The 17,474-nt window shown below is 73.2% G+C and carries 15 protein-coding genes; 10 read left to right on the plus strand and 5 right to left on the minus strand.

Annotation, left to right across the window (positions count from 1 at the left end; genetic code table 11):
* Nucleotides 1-129: 129 nt before the first annotated feature.
* Together AC07DO_RS07200 and AC07DO_RS07205 are read right to left on the minus strand one after the other, a co-directional pair.
* Nucleotides 130-810, minus strand: a complete 681-nt coding sequence (locus tag AC07DO_RS07200) for a response regulator (protein ID WP_479057662.1) — start codon at nt 808-810, stop codon at nt 130-132.
* 389 nt (nt 811-1,199) lie between these two features.
* On the minus strand, nt 1,200-2,342 hold the full coding sequence (locus AC07DO_RS07205) for a hypothetical protein (protein ID WP_479057663.1): 1,143 nt from the start codon (nt 2,340-2,342) through the stop codon (nt 1,200-1,202).
* 275 nt (nt 2,343-2,617) lie between these two features.
* Here AC07DO_RS07205 and AC07DO_RS07210 point away from each other — a divergent pair, with 275 nt between their 5' ends.
* The 5 genes from AC07DO_RS07210 (at nt 2,618) to AC07DO_RS07230 (ending at nt 8,309) form a co-directional block, all read left to right on the plus strand.
* The gene (locus AC07DO_RS07210; protein ID WP_479057664.1) at nt 2,618-4,270 is read left to right on the plus strand and encodes a PucR family transcriptional regulator; all 1,653 of its coding nucleotides are present in this window, start codon (nt 2,618-2,620) and stop codon (nt 4,268-4,270) included.
* Nucleotides 4,271-4,426: 156 nt separating this feature from the next.
* Nucleotides 4,427-5,509, plus strand: coding sequence for a M20 family metallopeptidase (locus AC07DO_RS07215; RefSeq protein ID WP_479058541.1), 1,083 nt, complete (start codon nt 4,427-4,429; stop codon nt 5,507-5,509).
* A complete protein-coding gene (locus AC07DO_RS07220; protein ID WP_479057665.1) occupies nt 5,506-6,309 on the plus strand; it encodes a GNAT family N-acetyltransferase in 804 nt (267 codons plus the stop codon). The genes AC07DO_RS07215 and AC07DO_RS07220 overlap by 4 nt, the downstream gene beginning before the upstream one ends.
* Before the next feature lie 41 nt (nt 6,310-6,350).
* Nucleotides 6,351-7,418, plus strand: a complete 1,068-nt coding sequence (gene menC, locus AC07DO_RS07225; RefSeq protein WP_479058543.1) for an o-succinylbenzoate synthase — start codon at nt 6,351-6,353, stop codon at nt 7,416-7,418.
* Nucleotides 7,419-7,628: 210 nt separating this feature from the next.
* On the plus strand, nt 7,629-8,309 hold the full coding sequence (locus AC07DO_RS07230) for a M23 family metallopeptidase (protein WP_479057666.1): 681 nt from the start codon (nt 7,629-7,631) through the stop codon (nt 8,307-8,309).
* A 21-nt stretch (nt 8,310-8,330) separates the two neighbouring features.
* Here the strand turns inward: AC07DO_RS07230 and AC07DO_RS07235 are convergent, their stop codons facing one another.
* The gene (locus AC07DO_RS07235; RefSeq protein WP_479057667.1) at nt 8,331-9,152 is read right to left on the minus strand and encodes a phosphoenolpyruvate hydrolase family protein; all 822 of its coding nucleotides are present in this window, start codon (nt 9,150-9,152) and stop codon (nt 8,331-8,333) included.
* A 24-nt stretch (nt 9,153-9,176) separates the two neighbouring features.
* Nucleotides 9,177-10,430, minus strand: coding sequence for a Tm-1-like ATP-binding domain-containing protein (locus AC07DO_RS07240; RefSeq protein ID WP_479057668.1), 1,254 nt, complete (start codon nt 10,428-10,430; stop codon nt 9,177-9,179).
* Nucleotides 10,431-10,549: 119 nt separating this feature from the next.
* On the opposite strand from AC07DO_RS07240, the gene AC07DO_RS07245 reads away from it, so the two are divergent.
* From AC07DO_RS07245 to AC07DO_RS07255, 3 genes are all read left to right on the plus strand, one after another.
* The gene (locus tag AC07DO_RS07245; protein WP_479057669.1) at nt 10,550-12,004 is read left to right on the plus strand and encodes an aminotransferase-like domain-containing protein; all 1,455 of its coding nucleotides are present in this window, start codon (nt 10,550-10,552) and stop codon (nt 12,002-12,004) included.
* Nucleotides 12,005-12,065: 61 nt separating this feature from the next.
* A complete protein-coding gene (locus AC07DO_RS07250; protein WP_479057670.1) occupies nt 12,066-13,892 on the plus strand; it encodes an ankyrin repeat domain-containing protein in 1,827 nt (608 codons plus the stop codon).
* 49 nt (nt 13,893-13,941) lie between these two features.
* Entirely contained in the window at nt 13,942-14,817 is an 876-nt protein-coding gene (locus AC07DO_RS07255) for an AraC family transcriptional regulator (RefSeq protein WP_479057671.1), read from the plus strand.
* A 10-nt stretch (nt 14,818-14,827) separates the two neighbouring features.
* Here AC07DO_RS07255 and AC07DO_RS07260 read toward each other — a convergent pair whose 3' ends face one another.
* The gene (locus AC07DO_RS07260) at nt 14,828-15,595 is read right to left on the minus strand and encodes a DUF3472 domain-containing protein (RefSeq protein ID WP_479057672.1); all 768 of its coding nucleotides are present in this window, start codon (nt 15,593-15,595) and stop codon (nt 14,828-14,830) included.
* Nucleotides 15,596-16,015: 420 nt separating this feature from the next.
* On the opposite strand from AC07DO_RS07260, the gene AC07DO_RS07265 reads away from it, so the two are divergent.
* Together AC07DO_RS07265 and AC07DO_RS07270 are read left to right on the plus strand one after the other, a co-directional pair.
* Complete coding sequence (locus AC07DO_RS07265) at nt 16,016-16,363, plus strand: STAS domain-containing protein (protein WP_479058544.1); 348 nt, start codon at nt 16,016-16,018, stop codon at nt 16,361-16,363.
* Nucleotides 16,364-16,544: 181 nt separating this feature from the next.
* The gene (locus tag AC07DO_RS07270) at nt 16,545-17,369 is read left to right on the plus strand and encodes a DUF1206 domain-containing protein (protein WP_479058546.1); all 825 of its coding nucleotides are present in this window, start codon (nt 16,545-16,547) and stop codon (nt 17,367-17,369) included.
* Nucleotides 17,370-17,474 lie beyond the last annotated feature (105 nt).

Below are 17,474 nucleotides of genomic sequence, written 5' to 3' on the forward strand. Positions count from 1 at the left end.
GCGGGCGAGCCTCAGGCGGCGCACACGTACCACGCCCCAGGGCCGGATTTCACTGTTCGACCGGGACCGGGGCTACCCGTACACCCTGTCCAGCATCTCCGTCACCAGGTCGCTCTTCGCCTCGGCCCGTCAGCCGCCCAAGGCCACCGACCGGCGGCGGACCAGCCCCCACTGATAGGCGATGGACACCAGCTCCACCCTGTTCCGTGCGCCCAGTTTGGCCATGATGCGGCAGGCGCGGGTCTTGGCCGTCGTGCAGGAGATGAACGTCTTCTCCGCGATCTCCTGGTTGGAGAGGCCGGTACCGATCAGCACCAGCATCTCCCGCTCGCGCGGAGTGAGGTTGTCCACCAGGATGCCGGGCGCCAGGTCGACCCGGTCTCGTAGGACGCATTCGTCGATGACCCGCTGCACGATGCGGGGAGACAAGTGCGCCTGTCCCTGGGACACCACGCGGATCGCGCGCAACAGTTCGTCGGGCTCGGCGTCCTGGAACAGGAACCCGCACGCGTGCGCCGCGAGCGCGTCGAACACCTGCGAGTCCGCCGTCGGCGCGGCCATCGCGAGGACGCGTACGCCGGACATCTGCGGACGGGCCGTGATGCGCCGGGTCGCCTCGATGCCGCTCATGAAGGGCAATTGCGGGTTCATCAGGACGACGTCCGGTCGGAGCCGCTCGGCGAGCTCCACGGCGCGGGCACCGTCTCCGGCCTCACCGACCACCACTATGTCCGGCTGCGCGGCGAGCAGCGTGGCGCAGCAGGTGCGCAGCAAGGCGTCGGTGTCCACGAGGAGCACGGAGATGCTCATGGCTTCTACTCCCTGGGCGAGCGGAGAGGGATGGGTGGGCGGGCAGGTGGGACCACCGCGGCGTGGGGCCGGCCTCCTCGAGGGTCGGATCCGTCGTCGGGGGACGGCGGTGGAGGCTGGTGTGGGCTGCTGCTGTCTCGCTTTATCGACGAACCAGGGCAGGAAGATGTGAGGTCGCCGTCGGGCGTGGTCGCCACGGGGAGGGGGCGAAGGCGTCGGCCGCGGCCCGCGAGGCGGCCGGCGCCGGGGCGTCGTCGGCGGTGCGGTGGATCGGGGGCGGCGTCGTCGCCGGGTCGGTCGTCCGGCCCCCGCCGCGTCCCGGTGTGGCGCGCACCGCGACACCGGCCTCCGTTGGTCCTGCCCGTCTCTCCCCGGTCGCGGTCAGGCTGTCAGGACGTGCTCGCCGTCGGCTGTGCCCCGGGGGCCGGGATCCGCGGGATCTGCTGGGCGTGGAACTGTTCCAGTCGCCTCTGCGCGAGCAGCAGCGTGCCGCGTTGGCGGCCCGGTACCTGGCGGCGCAGGGAGACCAGGGCGGGGCCCAGGGCGCGGACTGCCTCGGCGTCCTTGATGCGGTCCCAGAGGTGGTGGGCGCGGTCCGCCGCCGCTTCCACCTCGGGGGAATCGGGGGCCTGGCCCGAGGTGAGGCGGGCGGACGCCACCGCGAGCCACGTTTCGCAGCTGCGCGCGGGATCACCGGCGAACCTCGCCAGGTCCGCCCGTACTTCCATCCAGTGGATGGCCTCCTTGGAGCCGGGACCGTGCATGCGCAGCGCGCTCTGTTCCCAGGACGCCGCCAGCGCGGCCGCCTCGCCGTGCCGGCCCGCCTCGACGGCCGCGGTGATCGCCGCGTGCGGGTCCATGTGGGCGTCGGCGGGCTGCGGGGGCTGCTGCTGCGCGGGCGTGGCGGGGTCGTGGAACGGCAGCAGGTCAGGAGCGCCGTCGTCGAGGCCCTGGGCGGCGGCCTGCTGGTGGAGCTGGAGCGGCGGCGGGCGGTGGCCGCTGCGGAGGATCGTCGCGACGGCCTTCATGTACGCGGGGACCGCGGGCGTACGGCGCCGGGCGGGCGGCGCGATGCGGCCCTGGAGCGCGACTCCGGGCCCCGCGTCGAGGGGGTGTTCGGTGAGGGCCTGCCAGCTCTCCGCGTCGGAGTGCAGGTCGGCGATCACTGTGGTGCTGCCCGCCGTGCGGTGCCGCAGTTCCTGCGTGAACCAGTGCCACGGGAAGCCCGTGTAGCGCACCGTCGCCGTGGTGGTGCGGGCGAGCGCGACGTGCAACTGCCGCTGGCGCCGGTCGAGATGGACCTGCCCGATGAGGTAGACCGTCAGGGGTCCCGGCGTCGTCGCCGCGGCTCTCAGCCGGGTCAGAACCGTCTGCGGGTCCAGCGGGTCCGCCAGTTCCACGATGCTCGCGGTCGGCGTCCCGGCGAGCGTCTCCGTGGGCACGGCCGCGAGGACGGGAAGCACGGAAGCCGCGTCCACCAGGCGTCCCTTGCCCACCGGGGCGGCCGCGACGAGCAGCACGGTTCCAGGCACGGGTCCCTCCCTCTCGATCATCACGTCAGCACCGTATCCGCATCTCCCGCTCGACGCGCCCCTCGGGGTTTTCTCGCCGTACGGCGGCCGGGAGGCAGAGCCGGTGGGGCGACCGTACCGGGCGCGGCTCCGGTGGGGGGTGTGGTTCGGGTTGCAGTTCAGGGACCGTCTCGGGAGGAGTTCGTTCCGGCGCACGGGAACGGCCGCGTAATCTCGTATCCACGTACGGATGCGCAGCAACGCACCGGCCCCAACCGGCGGAGATGATCAGTCACATGTCGACGCACCCCGCCCGCGGTCTGAGCCGGGTGCTCGAGGACCTCGGGCCCTCGCTCCTGGATCTGCTGCTCGGCGACCCCGCGGCCGCGACGGAGCTCGGCGGCGTCGGCATCCACGACCCGCACGACGAACAGCACTACCCGGAGCGCGCCATCGTGCTCGGCGTCGGTGTGCACGGGGCGGCGGAGACCGCCCGGCTGATGCGCGCGCTCACCGGCGCGGGCGCTGCCGCGCTGGTCGTGCGCGGGCCCGTCGACACGGCGGCCCTGGAAGCCGTGGCGGAGGAGACCGGGATCGCACTCCTTGCGCTCACGCGTGGGGCGTCCTGGGCCCAGCTGGCGGCCATGCTGCGGACCCTGCTGTCGGAAGGCGACGTGGGCGGGGCCGATGAGCAGACCCTGGGCGGCGTGCCGTCCGGGGACCTTTTCGCGCTGGCCAACGCGATCGCGACCCTGTTGGACGCGCCGATCACCATCGAGGACCGGCGCTCGCGCATCCTGGCCTTCTCCGGACGCCAGGACGAGGCGGACCCGGCCCGGGTGGCGAGCATCCTGGCCCGGCGTGTGCCCGAGCGGTACCTGCGCCTCCACGAGGAGCACGGCGTCTTCAAGGAGCTCTACCGCAGCGACCGGCCCGTCCACATCCCGCCGCCGACGCTGGGCGAGGAGGTCGCGCTGCCGCGCGTGGCGATCGCGGTGCGGGCCGGCGACGAAGTCCTCGGATCGGTGTGGGCGGCGCTGCGCGAACCGCTCACCAAGGAGCGGGAAGAGGCGTTCAAGGAGGCGGCCAAGCTGGTCGCCCTGCACGTGCTCCGCTTCCGGGCGGGCGCCGACGCCGAGAACCGGCTGCGCGCCGATCTGGTGACGACCGCGCTGGAGGGCGGGTCCGGGGCGGTCGCCGCGCTCGGCCGGCTGGGCCTCGCCGACGGACCCCTCCTCGTCCTGGCCATGGGACTCGATCCCGCTCCCGCGACGAGCGGCGACCACGCTCGGCTCGCCGCCGAACGGCAACGCCTGGCCGCGGCGCTCGCCGTGCATCTGACCGCGGTGCAGCCGCGGTCGGCCGTGGCACTGCTCGGCGATGTCGCCTACGCGCTGTTCCCCGTCACCGACGACTCGGCGGCCGCGAGGGAACGGGCCGTACAGGTGGCGGCGAACTTCCTGCAACGCACCGGGGACCGCGGCGACGCCGTCGTCGGCATCGGCTCGGTGGCGCCGGAGCCCGCCGCTCTGGCCCGGTCCCGTACGAACGCGGACCGCGCGCTGCGCGTGCTGGCCGGCCGCCGCGGCGACGGCACGCGACGCGTCGCCGCCATCGCCGACGTCCACATCGACGCGCTGCTGCTCGAGATGCGGGACCTCGCGGTCGCCAACCGCGACGAACTGTCGGGGCCGCTCGCCCGGTTGACGGCGTACGACCGACGGCACAACGCCCACCTCGTCGAGACGCTGCGGGCGTGGCTGGACGCGTTCGGCGATGTGATCGGCGCGTCGGCGAGCGTCTTCGTCCACCCCAACACCTTCCGCTACCGGATCAGGCGCGTCGCCGAGGTGGGGCAGATCGACCTGCGGGATCCGGCCGCGCGGTTCGCGGCGATGCTGGAGTTGCGCCTGATGGGGGCGTACGACGGAGGCGGCACGTCCGGGTGACCGTTTCGGTTCCCCGTACGAAAATGTGGGCGACACGTGTGATCCGCGTACGAACCCCGCTCCCTGCGTCCTGCCTAGCGTGGTGGTCATCCCATCGCTTGGAGGATCCCCGTGCAGGCCGAAGACCTTTCCCACCCGGCGCCGCCCCTCGGCGCGCTGCTCGACGACCTCGAAGAGCTCGTGACCTGCGAGTCATACTCCGCCGATCACGCCGCCGTGTCCCGCAGTGCGCGGGTCGTCGCCGATCAGGGCAGCAGGCTGCTCGGCGCCCGGCCGCGGACGCTGGAGATCGGTGGGGTCACCCACTTGCAGTGGAGCTTCGGGACCCCGCGCGTCCTGCTCCTCGGCCACCACGACACGGTCTGGCCCCTCGGCACCCTCGAGACCCATCCCTTCTCGGTGCGGGAGGGTGTCGCGCGCGGGCCCGGCGTCTTCGACATGAAGGCGGGGCTCGTACAGATGTTCCACGCCCTGTCGCTGCTGCCCTCCCTCGACGGCGTCTCCGTCCTGGTCACCGGTGACGAGGAGGTCGGCTCGGACACCTCGCGCGCGCTCATCGAGGACACGGCACGCGCCTGCCGGGCCGCCCTCGTCCTGGAGGCCTCGGCGACCGGCGGCGCCCTGAAGACCGCCCGCAAGGGCGTCTCCCACTACGAGATCACGGTCCACGGCCGCGCCGCCCACTCCGGCCTGGACCCCGAGAAGGGCGTCAACGCCGCCACGGAGCTCGCCCACCACCTCCTCGCCCTGCGGGACATCACCGACACGGTGAACACCCGCACCGGACCGGGCACCACGATCACACCGACGGTGATGTCGGCCGGCACGACCACCAACACGGTCCCGGCGCGCGCCCGGCTGAGCATCGACGCGCGCGTCCCCACCCCGGCCGCCCAGACAGCGGTCGACGGCCTCCTCAAGGGCCTCGCCCCGCACCACCCCGAAGCCCGCCTGGAGGTCGGCGGCGGCCCCAACCGGCCGCCCCTGGACGCCGAGGCCGCCCGGCGTCTGTTCGCGCTGGCCTCGGACATCGCGGGACGCATCGGGCTCGGCCCGCTCCAGCAGGCGGCCGTCGGCGGGGCGTCCGACGGCAACTACACGGCGGGCGTCGGCTGTCCGACGCTCGACGGCCTCGGTGCCGTCGGCGACGGCGCGCACGCCGACCACGAGCACGTCGTCACCGCCGAGATGCCGCCCCGCACCCAACTCCTCGCCCACCTCGTCGGAGCGCTGCTGTGAACACCCTCGACATCCGGGAGCTCCGCACCATGGAGGAGCTCGAGGCCGTCTGCCGTCTCTACGCCGACATATGGGGCACCGAGCCGAGCACGGGCCCGATCTCCGCCGAGGTCATGCGCGCGCTGAGCCACGCGGGCAACTACGTCGCCGGGGCGTACGAGAACGGCCGCATGGTGGGTGCCTCCGTCGCGTTCTTCGGAGAGCCCGCGGGCACCACCCTGCACTCCCACATCACGGGCGCCGCCACGGGCCGGGGCATCGGCCTCGCCCTCAAACTGCACCAGCGCCAATGGGCCCTGGACCGCGGCCTGAAGCGCATCACCTGGACGTACGACCCCCTCATCCGCCGCAACGCCCACTTCAACCTCACCAAACTCGGGGCGCGGCCCGAGGAGTATCTGCGGTCCTTCTACGGCGCCATGGACGACGCCATCAACGGCGGTGACGAGTCGGACCGCGTCCTGACCGCCTGGGACCTGTCGGCGCCGCGCCTCGAGGCCGAACGCGACGGCATCCCCCTGCCCGCCGGCGCCGCACACGCCGTGCGCGACCTCGACGGCCTCCCCCGGCTCGGGCCCACCGACGCCGAGTTCGTCCTGATCGACCTGCCGGACGACATCGAAACACAGCGCCGCACCGACGCCGCCGCGGCCCGCGCCTGGCGGGTCGCCGTGCGGGAGACCCTCGGCACCCTGCTCGACGACGGCGCCCGCGTCCTCGGCCTCCACGACCGGCGCAGCTACGTCGTCCACCGCGCCCCCGCCACCTCCGCACCCCTGCCCACCGGGAGCAACCAGTGACCAAGTCGAAGATCACCGGCGTCGAACTGCGCCGCATCGCGATGCCGCTCGTCGCGCCGTTCCGCACCTCGTTCGGCGTGGAGACCAGCCGCGACGTGCTGCTCGTGCGGGTCGTCACCGCCGACGGGGAGGGCTGGGCCGAGTGCGCGGCGATGTCCGAGCCCCGTTACTGCAGCGAGTACGTCGACGGGGCCCAGGACGTCCTGCGCAAGTTCCTCGTCCCCGCACTGCCCAAGGACGGCGTGGACGCGTCCGCCGTGGGGCGGGCCCTCGAGCCCTTCACCGGCCACCACATGGCGAAATCGGCGCTGGAGAGCGCGGTACTCGACGCCCAGCTGCGGGCCACCGGCGAGTCGTTCGGGTCGTACCTGGGCGCCGCGCGCGACCGCGTCCCGTGCGGTGTGTCGGTGGGCATCATGGACACGATCCCCCAACTCCTCGACGCCGTCGAGCGGTACGTCGCCGAGGGGTACGTCCGGATCAAGCTGAAGATCGAGCCGGGCTGGGACGTCGAGCCGGTGCGCGCGGTGCGCGAACGCTTCGGGGACGAACTGCTGCTGCAGGTCGACGCGAACGCCGCGTACACCCTCGTCGACGCCCAGCACCTCGCCAAGCTCGACGACTTCGGCCTGCTGCTGATCGAACAGCCCCTCGCCAACGACGACATGGTGCAGCACGCGCAGCTCGCCAGGCTCCTGCGCACCCCGGTCTGCCTGGACGAGTCCATCGAGTCCGCCGCCCACGCGGCCGCCGCCATCTCGCTCGGTGCCTGCTCGATCATCAACATCAAGCCGGCCCGGGTGGGCGGCTATCTGGAGGCCCGGCGCATCCACGACGTCGCGCGCGCCCACGGCGTGCCCGTGTGGTGCGGCGGGATGCTGGAGACCGGCATCGGCCGTGCCGCCAACGTCGCGCTCGCGGCGCTGCCCGGGTTCACGCTGCCCGGCGACACCTCGGGCTCCCACCGTTACTTCGCCACCGACATCACCGAGCCGTTCGTACTCGCGGACGGCCACCTCGACGTCCCCACCGGGCCGGGCCTCGGAACGGAGCCGCTGCCGGACGTCCTCGACCAAGTGACCACGGCCACGGAGTGGATCGCCCTCTAGGGACCCGGCCTCCGCGTGGCGCGGCCCGGTCGCCGTCGGCCTGGGCCGCGCCGTCCTTTCAGAGAGGCCGGGGGACGCGGTACCCGACTAGTTCCACCCTGAATCCAGTGCGCGTTGCATCGCTGCTGTACCTCCTCGATGTGCATGGAAATGGCCCGCCCAGGACAGCGCGGCGGGCGGGCCGCGTGTCCTCCGGATGGCGCAGCCGACGTGCGCACCCACGCCCCTGCCGGTCTGCTGAGTGAGATGGGCCACCACATAGAGAGCCCGCGCGAAGCGGGCACCACACGACGTGACGTACTGGGCATGGCAGCGGTGCTGCTGGCGGGCGGCGCCCTCACGGCGGGGGCGGCCGCGCCGCGAGCCGACGAGGAGCTCGGCTCCTGCGAGACCGACTACGACGCCGAGTTCGAGTCGGCGCTCGCCGACGGCGACGCGGAGTTCCCCGAGGACGAGGAGCGCGGTTTCGCGGCCGGTCCCCGCCGGTTCACCCTTCCGCTGCGCCGCAGGTACCGGATCACCACCCGGTACGGGGCGCGCGGCAACTGGCTCGCGGGCCACCACACCGGCATCGACCTCGCGGTCCCCCGCGGCACCGCCGTGTACGCGGTGGGCGGCGGGGTCGTGGTGCTGGCGCGCTGGTCGGGGGCGTACGGCAAAGCCGTCACCGTACGGATGCCGGACGGGCACTACGCGGTGTACGGGCACCTGTCCCGCATCTGGGTGCGTCAAGGTGCCCGCATCCGCGCCGGGACGCGGCTCGGGAGCAGCGGCAGCACGGGGCGCGCCACCGGGCCCCACCTCCACCTGGAGATACGGGCCCGGCGCCACTACGGCTCGGACGTCAGCCCCTACCGCTATCTGGCACGGCGGGGCGCCCGCCTCTGGTAACACTTCCGGCACCGGAGGCCTTCAGGAGCCGAGGGCCTTGAACGCCCGCGTCTGCTCGACGATCGCCCGTTCCGTGGGCAGCCGTTCGATCGACGAGGCGCCGAAGAAGCCGACGATGCCGGTGGTGTGCTCCAGGACGTAGCGCGCGTCCTCGGGCTCGGCGATGGGACCGCCGTGGCAGAGCACCAGGGCGTCCGGGTTGACCCTCTTGGCGGCGTCGTGCATGTCCTGCACGGCGGCCGCCGCCTGGTCGAGGGTCATCGCGGTGCCCGCGCCGATGGAACCCTTGGTGGTGAGGCCGACGTGCGGGACGAGGATGTCGGCGCCCGCCCTCGCCATGTCGGCGGCCTGCTCCGGGTCGAAGACGTAGGGCGCGGTGAGCAGGTCGCGTTCGTGGGCGGCGCGGACCATGTCGATCTCCAGGCCGTATCCCATGCCGGTCTCTTCGAGGTTGATCCGGAACGTGCCGTCGTACAGGCCGACGGTGGGGAAGTTCTGCACGCCGGTGAAGCCCATGGCCTTGAGCTGGTCAAGGAAGAGGTCGATGCGGCGGAACGGGTCCGTGCCGCAGACGCCCGCGAGGACCGGGGTGTCGCGGACGACGGGCAGGACCTCGCGCGCCATGTCGACGACGATCTCGTTGGCGTCGCCGTACGGCAGGAGTCCGGCCAGGGAGCCGCGGCCCGCCATCCGGTAGCGGCCGGAGTTGTAGATGATCAGCAGGTCGACGCCGCCCTCCTCCGCGCACTTGGCGGAGAGTCCGGTGCCCGCGCCCGCTCCGACGACGGGCTGTCCCGCGGCGACTTGGGCGTGCAGCCGGGCGAGTGCTTCCTTGCGGTTCATGGTGTTGCTCCTCGAAGCGGTGGGTCAGCGGGCGGCCTGTGAGGCGGCGCGTTCGCCGATCAGTTGGTGCAGGCGGTCGGCCATGGCCACCGCGAAGGTCCCGTCGTTGATGTGGGCGTCGACTTCGTGGAGGCGGACTCCGCTGCCGCAGACGGTGGCGCGCAGGGCGTCGAGGCCCGTCCTGTCGGCCACCGGGTCGGCGAAGGGCGCGTCCGGCATGTCCACGGCCGAGAGTCCGCGCAGGGGCCAGAAGAGTTCGGCGGGCCCGCGGGCCGCGGCGAGCTTGTGGCCGAGCATGGCGCCGAGGGCCGCCATCTCGCGTGCGGTCGTCCGCATGAGGGTGACCGTCGGGTTGTGGACCAGGAACCGCCGGCCCGCGAAGCGCTCGGGAACGCTCGCCGCGGGGCCGAAGTTGACCATGTCGAGGGCGCCGGGCGCGACGACCTGGGGGATGGCGGCGGCGCCCGCCGCGGTGAGCCGGTCGGGGCCCGCGCTGAGCACTCCCCCGACGAGTTCGTCGGCGAGTTCGGTGGTGGTGAGGTCGAGGACGCCGTCGAGCAGGCCGTCGGCGGCGAGCTTCTCGACGGCGCGGCCGCCCGCGCCGGTGGCGTGGAAGACCAGGACTTCGTAGCCGAGTTCGGCGAGGCGGGCGCGGGCCGTGTCGACGGCGGGCGTGGTCACGCCGAACATCGTGGCGGCGATCACCTTGCGCCGCGGGCCCGCGAGCTCCTCGTAGCTGCGCTCCTGACGGCGGGCCATGCCGGCCGCGGCGGCCGCCGCGTTGCCGAGTATGTGACTCGAGACGGAGTTGATGCCGGAGATGTCGACGACGCTGTACATCATCGTGAGGTCGCTGCTGTCGACGTACGGTGCCACGTCGCCACCCGCCATGGTGCTGACCAGGACCTTCGGCACGCCGATGGGCAGGGCCCGCATGGCCTGCGCGGCGATGGCCGAGCCGCCGCTGCCCGCCGCCGCGAGCACCGCGTGCAGCTTGCCCTGGCGGTGCAGGTCGAGCACGACACGGGTCAGTCCGTCGGCCATGGCGGCGACCGCCGCGCCGCGGTCCCCGGCGGCACGCAGCGACCCGAGGTCGTGTCCCGCGGCCCGGGCCACCACGTCGGCGGGTACGTCGGCCACGGGCGCGTGGGCGGGCGGCGGCAGCACGCCGACGTCGACCAGCAGGACGTCGCTGCCGTACTCCCGGAGCCGTTCGCGCAGCCACGCGTACTCCTCGCCCTTGGTGTCCAGCGTGCCGACGAGGACCACGGTCGCCATGTACTCCACACTCCTTCAGGTGCTCGGTGCTGTGATCCTGCGACCGGTCCTCGCCCCGGGCAACGGCCAGTGGGACCCGATTGGCCTGCGCGGCCCGCGAGTAGGCGAAGATGAGGGGCATGGCGAAGATCCCGACGGCCCGTTTGTCGCGGCTGCTCACCGGCTGGTCATCGGAGGGTGCGGCTCCACTTCCGCGCAGGCTCGCGGACGCTCTGCGGGAGCTCGCGGAGCGCGCGGACGTGGCTCCCGGCTCGACCCTGCCCTCTCAACGTGAACTCGCGGGCGTGCTGGGGGTGAGCCGCTCCACGGTGACCGCCGCGTACAGCCTCCTGGAGGCGGAGGGGTGGCTGGAGAGCCGCCGCGGCAGCGGTTCCCGGCTGCGCGGCTCGGGGGCGCTCGAGCAGTCCCCGGACGAGGAGCGGCACGGGGGCGAGGGCCGCCTCGCCAGTTTCGACGCGCGGACGAGCGGCGCCGACCTGTCGAGCGGCGCGCTGGACGGGCTGGGCGCGGTGGCCGACACGGTCGGTGCGCTGACGGGCGCGGAGCTCGCGCCGCTGCTGCGCGCGGACGGCTATCTGACGCACGGGCTCCCGGAGTTGCGCGAGGGCATCGCGGCGTACTACCGCGGGGCCGGGCTGCCCACCGAGCCGGAGCAGATCCTGGTCACCGCGGGCTCGCAGCAGGCCGTGTGGCTGGTCGCGCAGGCGCTGGTCGACCCGGGCGACACGGTGGTGGTGGAGAACCCGACCTACCGGGGCGCCCTGGAGGCGCTGCGGTCGCGCGGCGCGCGACTCGTCCCGGTCGGCGGGGACCGGCCGGGGGCGGGCGGCGCGGGATCGGACGCGGCGGCGCTGCGGCGGCTTGGCGCGAAGGTGCGGCCGCGGCTCGTCTACCTCCAGCCGTCGGTGCACAATCCGACCGGTCGCAGTCTGAACGGGGCGGCGCTGCGGGAGTGGGCGTCGGCGCTGGGCGAGCGCGAGCTGTTCACCGTCGAGGACACCGCGTGCGCGGAGCTCGGCCTGGCCGACGACGGTGCGCCCGTGCCGCTTTCGGCCCGCCTCCCGGTGACGTCCACGATCACGGTGGGGACGCTGTCGAAGCTGTTCTGGGGTGGCCTTCGGGTGGGCTGGGTGCGGTCGTCGCCGCACATCGTGGCGCGCCTCGCGAAGATCAAGACGTCGGTGGACCTGTCGTGTTCGGTCGTGGACCAGCTGGTGGCTTCGCGGCTGCTTGCCGGGCTGCCGCAGGCGCGGACCGCTCGCCGCGCGGTGCTGCGCGAGCAACTCGCGGGCGCGGAGAAGCTGTTGCGCACGCGTGCCCCGCACTGGGAGTGGGACCGGCCGGCCGGAGGGCCCGCCCTGTGGGTCCGGGTGCCGGGTACCGACACGGAGGCGCTGGCGCAGCTGGCGCGGCGCCGGGGTGTGGCCGTGGTGCCGGGGTCGGCGTTCTCCGCGGTGGACGGGTTCCGTGACCGGCTGCGGCTGCCGTACGCGCACGGCGTCGACCTGCTGGAACGGGCGCTGCCGACGCTGCTCGACTGCGCGGAGCGGAGCCGGGTGCCCGCCGGGGGCTGACCTGCCGTCACGGGGGCATCGTCCGGGGCCCGTTGTCAGACCCTGCTGACAGCATGACGGCATGGGATTCTTTGACGACTTGGTGTACCCGGCCGGGGAACGGCTCGACGACGTGTCCGATGAGCCGTCCGCGGAATCCGTCGGGCGACGCGGCGAGTCGATCAGGCTGGGCCCTCCGGGCGAGGACGTGGCCCGCGAGCGCCCGCCGCTCGACTGGTTCGCTCCGGCGTCGGTGCCGCAGCCCGCGGTGGCCGGGAGCGGGCCGGCGGCCAAGGTGCTGCTGGTCGGCTGGTCCGTGTGGCCCGGTTCGGTCACGCTGCACCTCGCCGTGCACCGGACGGTCCACTGGCAGAGCGACGGCGAGCCCCGGCAGTCGGGGCTGCGCGTCGGGCTTCTGCTGGGCGACGGGCGGCGTGTGACCTCGCTCGACACGGACGGGACGGATTACACGACGGTGCTCGGCCCGGCGGCACACCTGGCCGCCGTCCGGTCGGGGAAGTCGACGAGGCTGATCCCGCTGGACTCCGGCGGGATGCGGGACTCGCTCTTCAGGACCGATGTCGACCTGTACCTGCCGGAGTTGCCTCCGCCCGGTGACATGCGGCTGGTGGTGGAGTGGCCGGACGAGGACGTCCCCGAGACGAGTACGCCGGTCGACGCCGACGTCCTGCGTGCCGCGTCCGCCCGCGCCGTCGAGGTGTGGCCCGGCCTGCCGACGCCCCGGGTCACAGGGGACCGGTTCCTCGTCTTCGGCCGGTGGGGCGGCCCGCCCGGCTTCCTCGCCCGCCCGATGTCCGCGCACGAACTCGACGTCCTGCGCGAGCGGGAGGAGGCACGGCGGCGGTACGTGCCGCGGAGCGACTGGGAAAGCATGGGGTACGAGGGCTGGCGCGACACGGCGCTGATCCGGGCCCGGCTCGACGGGGGAGCGTCCGCCGACGCCGACGTCTGGTCGGGCTCCACCCCGTTGCACCTGGCCGCCGAGCGGGGCGGCGCGGAATCCGTGAGTCTGCTGCTCCCGTACGTCACGCACGTCGACGCGCCCGACGGCGAGGGGCACACCGCGCTGTGGTACGCCGCCTGCAAGGGCGACGCGGACTGTGTCCGTACGCTCATCGGTGCCGGCGCCGATGTCTGGACCCCGCAGACCGGTCCCTGGTCGCCGGGCCGGCTGCTGCTGACGACGCCGCTCGCTCCGGTCGTCGCGGATCTGCCGGGCGCGGTGGCGCTGCCGGACGAGGAGCTGGCGGCGTTCCGCGCCGCCGACGCGCTCGTCACGGCCTTCACCGACGAGGACAGGTGGACGGAGGGTCTCGGCATCGCCTTCGTGCGCGGTCTCGACGGCGCCGAGGTGGCCCGCCGGCTGGGCGCCGATCCGGCGCTCTGCCCCGAAGTCCTCTCGAGGAACGCCCCGTTCGACGCCTTCGACGATGACGACGAGATCGACACGGACGGCTGGGACGACGCGGACGGCTACGACAGGTCCCTCCGCTTCGTCTCGGTGGTCGAGGTTCCGGGCGACCCCGGCGGCTGCGTGATCACCCAGGACGGATACCTGCCGAGCGACGAGACCCTGCTGGGCGCGATATCGGCCGGTACCACGGCCTACGGTCTGTACTTCAACCCGAAGGGCGGCACCCACGGCACACTGGCGCGGGACGGCCGGTGCGTGGCGCACGAGGAGGTCGGCCTCTCCCCCGACGCGACGGACCCGTCCACGTACTGGCGCTTCCGTTTCTGGCAGACCGGTCCGGGCGTGCCGTACGACGCGCGCGACCTCGCCTACGCCTGCGCGGCGGCCGGGCTCCGCATCACCGACGGCCGCCCGGCCCTCGACGGCACCGCGCCACGGCGCCGGGTGGAGCTGCCCACCGAACTCGTGCGCTGACCGCGGGACTCCCTAGGGTGGTGATCACGGAACAGGAAGGGGACCGCGCGTGCTGGAGCGGCTCAACGAGGCCATGGAGTACATCGAGCGCCACCTCGGCGGGACCGTCGACGTGGCCGAGGCGGCGCGGATCGCGGCCACGTCCGAGTACCACCTGCGCCGGATGTTCTCCGCGCTCGCGGGCATGCCGCTTTCGGAGTACGTCCGGCGACGGCGGCTCACGCTCGCAGGGGCGGAGGTACTGGCGGACCGTGACACGCTCCTGGAGATCGCGGTCCGCTACGGCTACGGCTCGGGCGAGGCGTTCGCGCGGGCGTTCCGCTCCATGCACGGCGTCGGACCCGGTGAGGCCCGGCGTACCGGCGCCACGCTCAGCTCCCAGTCCCGGGTGACCTTTCGTCTCACCGTGGAAGGGAGCAGTGACATGCGGTACCGCGTGGTGGACAAGGCGGACTTCACCGTCGTCGGGTTCAAGGCCCGGGTGCCGCTGGTGCACTCGGGGCCGAACCGGTCGATCATCGACTTCGTCCGCGGGATCGCCCCGGAGGAGCTGGAGCGGCTGGGGAAGCTGTCGGACCAGGAGCCGCGCGGCATCCTCGCCGTCTGCGACGACCTGGACCCGAGCCGCGCGGAGGGCACCGAACTCGACTACTACCAAGGGGTGGTCACGTCGGCGGCCGCCCCGGCGGGCGCGTCCGTACTGCCCGTGCCCGCCGGAACGTGGGCGGTGTTCACGGCATCGGGTCCCGCACCGGAGGCCATCCAGACCCTGTGGCGTGATGTGTTCACGGAGTGGTTCCCGTCGAACCCGTACCGCAGCCGCCCCGGCCCGGAGATCCTGCGCACGCGTCTGTCGCCGGACGACGCGCAGGCGGACGCCGAACTGTGGCTCCCGGTCGAGCGGGACCGGGGCCGAGCCTCGTAGTACGGGCGGCTCACGAGACGAAGCCGCGGATGACGTGCGTGCCCGCGCCGTCGTTCTCCGCGTGGTAGCCGGACTCGCCGACACAGTCGCTGTACTCGTAGTCGGCCCGCGCCGTGCCGCTCGGGCCGCCCGCGTCGGTGGATGTGGGGCCGCCGAGGACGACGTCTGTTCTGGGCATGTCGGCGCAGCTGGGGATGGGTGCGTAGTACTCGACGAAGCCGCCCTGGGAGCCGCGGAGGTTTCCGCTGCCCGCGGGAAGCGTGTACGTGCCGAGGTGGGTCTCCTTGCCGGTGACCGTGTCCCGCGCGGTGCCGGTCCAGGTGTCGGTCGCGGTTCGCTCGACCCTGAGGTCGTAGCGGTGGCCGTAGACGGCGTCGAAGTCGACCGCGCAGGTCACACCGGGGCCTCCGTCGGCTCCCTCGTGGCACAGCGGGTCCGTGGTCGTCGAACCCGCGACGAAGGTGGAGAAGCGGGCGGAGAGCCGCTCGCTGCCGCCGCTGTTCGCGCGGGGCTGCAGGCCCGTGTATCCCACGTCCGCGGCGTGGGTGAAGCCGAACTGCTGGGCGAAGTAGGTGCCGTTCTTGTGGGCGGTGGCCTCGTTGACCGTCATGGGGAAGATGATGTCGCGCAGGCCTTCGGTGGGGGCGCCGGGGATGGACCAGCCGATCGACACGTTCCCACCGCCGACCGCGGCGGCGGCCTGACCGGGCATCACCATCATCAGTCCGGCGACTGCCGCGACCGCGCCGCATCGGCGCCGAATGCTGAGTGCAGACATGTGCTGTTCCTCCTCGGTGGGGGGGCGGAGAACAGTGCGGGGCGCCCACAGTGTCGTCCCCGCCGCCCACGCTCCCGCCATGGACAATCGCGGCGCGGCCTTGGACTCTTGCCCCTTCGCCGGGGAGCCCGGCCGAGCCCCGGAGCAGGCGGTGGGAGCACACACAGCGTTGTGATTACCGTACGTAATCGACGAGCTGACGGGCCATCAGCTCCGCTTTCCCGTCAATCGCATCACCCTACGAGGGTACGAACGGCTCTGAGCGGGAACGATTGACACATGACCTCGGTGCCGCCCAGGACCCCGGTGGCGTCCGGCGCCGGTCTTCGTACGCCACGCCACCAAGATTTTGATTACTCTCCGTGAAGGGAAAAGACACTGCTGGACTGGGAAACGGGCACCGCCGACTTCACCTTCGGCCTGCAGCACCGCGTGGTGAACGGCACTGATGTCCTTGCGTTTTGGGGCGAACTGGACGCCTGGGCCGACCAGGAGCTCGCCCCCCGTGTCATGGCACTCATGGACAGGGCCGGCCCTCGGGTCGTCGCGGACCTGCGGGAGGTGACGTTCATGGATGCCGGTGGCCTGCGCCTGCTCGTGCGGATCCGGAAGCGGGTCGTCCCCGGCCGGGGCACCTTATGGCTCGTGCCGGGCAGCGCGCGCAATAGGCGACTGCTGCGCATCACCTCACTCGACAAGGCGTTCACGATCCCGGCCGCAGCGCCGGTGCCGTGTACGCGCACCGGCTCCCGGAGCGGTTTCCGCTGACGCGCCCCGGGTCCGGGCCAGACGTCCGGACTCCGCGTCCACGCCTCGCGACCGAGCCTCGCGACCGAGCCCCACGTCCGGGGCTCACAGAGGTCGGCATGAGGCAGGGCGCCGGGGGCATCCGGTAGCCATGCATCTCCCATCCATGCGCCTCCCTTCCGTGCGTCTCACGTCGGCCACCATGCGCGGCAAGGGCAAAGCAAGGCGCGCAGCCAAGGGACGAGGCGTGGCCGCGGTGGCGCGCGCCGGGTTCGTCGGACGTGGCGTCCTGTACCTTCTCGTCGGCGCGCTGGCCCTGCGCATCGCGTTCTCCGACGGTGGCGACGGCCGCCAGGCGGACCGGGGCGGCGCCCTGGCCGAGATCGCGGAGCGTCCCTTCGGGCACGTCATGCTGTGGGTGCTCGGCGGAGCCCTGGCGGGCATGGCGCTGTGGCGGCTCTCCGAGGTCTTCTTCGGACAGGCGGGGCCGGACGGAAACACCGCGGGCAAGCGGGCCATCGCGGGCGCGCGCTGCCTCTTCTACAGCTTCGTGACGTACTCCGTCATCGCCTACGCCGCGGGCGACCAGGGCAGCGGCAGCGGATCGAGCGACAAGCAGACCCAGGACGCGACGGCGAAGGTGCTCGACTGGCCCGGCGGTCAGTGGCTCGTCGCCGCCGCGGGCGTCGGCGTGCTCGTGGCGGGCGTCTGGATCGCGGGCCGCGCGCTGCTCCGCAAGTTCCGCGACAAGCTGCGCGTCTCCGAGATGCCGCGGCGGATGCGCCAGGCGACCGACGTCCTCGGCGTCACCGGTGGAACCGCGCGGGGCGTGGTGTTCGGTGTCGCCGGCGGCTTCGCCATCACCGCGGCGTTGCGGCACAAGCCGGGCCAGGCCAAGGGCATGGACAACACGCTGCGATCCTTCGCCGACACCGGCGCGGGTCCCTGGCTGCTCGCGCTGATCGCCGTCGGCCTCGTGGCCTTCGGGTTCTTCTCGTTCGCGAGCGCACGCTGGCGCAAGTTCTGACGCATCCGGGGCCGCCCCGCGGACACCCCCCCAGACGCCCCGACAGGCACCTCGGCAGAGCGGCATTCCTCGCCATGTGCGGCATGGAATGCCGCTCTGCCCCTG

This window comes from Streptomyces sp. NPDC045678 (assembly GCF_056432085.1).